At 62.0% G+C, this 747-nt stretch carries 1 protein-coding gene; it reads left to right on the top strand.

The genetic code is table 11. From position 1 onward, the window contains the following. Nucleotides 1-747: hemagglutinin repeat-containing protein (locus ATN84_RS16225; RefSeq protein WP_201026395.1), on the top strand; the 747-nt coding region annotated here is incomplete at both ends.

The following is a 747-nucleotide window of genomic DNA, read 5'->3' as shown; positions in this document are numbered from 1 at the left end:
ATATCACGCCGGGGGCGGAAGCTTACGCCTCGCATGAGAAGGAAGAGAAATCCGGCTTCGGTATCCAGGTCGGTTCGAGCAATGGCGGTGCCTCGATCGGCATCGGCTATGGCAAATCGAGTGACGAGACCAGGCAGGGCGCGGAAACCAACGCCGCTTCGACTTTAAGCGCTGGGCGCGACGTCATCATCAATGCCGGACGGGACGCAAACCTTCAGGCGGTGCAGGTCGAGGCCGACCGCAATGTGGCGATTGCCACCGAGCGCGACGTCAATCTGCTCGCGGCGCAGGATGTCACCAATTACGAACACATCCACAAGGAACTCTTCGCCGGCATCACCGCGCAGGTCTCCAGCGGGCTTGTCAGTGCTGCCCAAGGCGTTGCCGAAAGGATGCAGGCGGTGGGCGACAAGAGCGGCAGCCAGGCTCTGGCCAATGCCGCCATGGCCGCACTTTACGCCAACAAGCTGAAGCAGGGCCTCGACCAGATCAGTGAGAAGGGCGTCACCGGCGTTTCCGCCTCCGTCTCGATCGGCTTCCAGTCCTCGAAATCGGAGGACAGGGCCGAAAGCTCGACGCCGGTGGTGACCACCATCCGCGCCGGCGACAGCGTCAGCATCGATGCGAAATCCGGCGATATCAACAGCCATGGCGCGCAGATCGTCGCCGGCTATGACGATCAGGGTCTGCTGACGGGCGGCTCCGGCGATATCTCGCTTTCGGCCGGCAATAATATCAATCTCGAAA

Source organism: Paramesorhizobium deserti (assembly GCF_001558695.1).
GTDB lineage: Bacteria > Pseudomonadota > Alphaproteobacteria > Rhizobiales > Rhizobiaceae > Paramesorhizobium > Paramesorhizobium deserti.
This window is presented reverse-complemented; position numbering and strand designations above follow the sequence as displayed.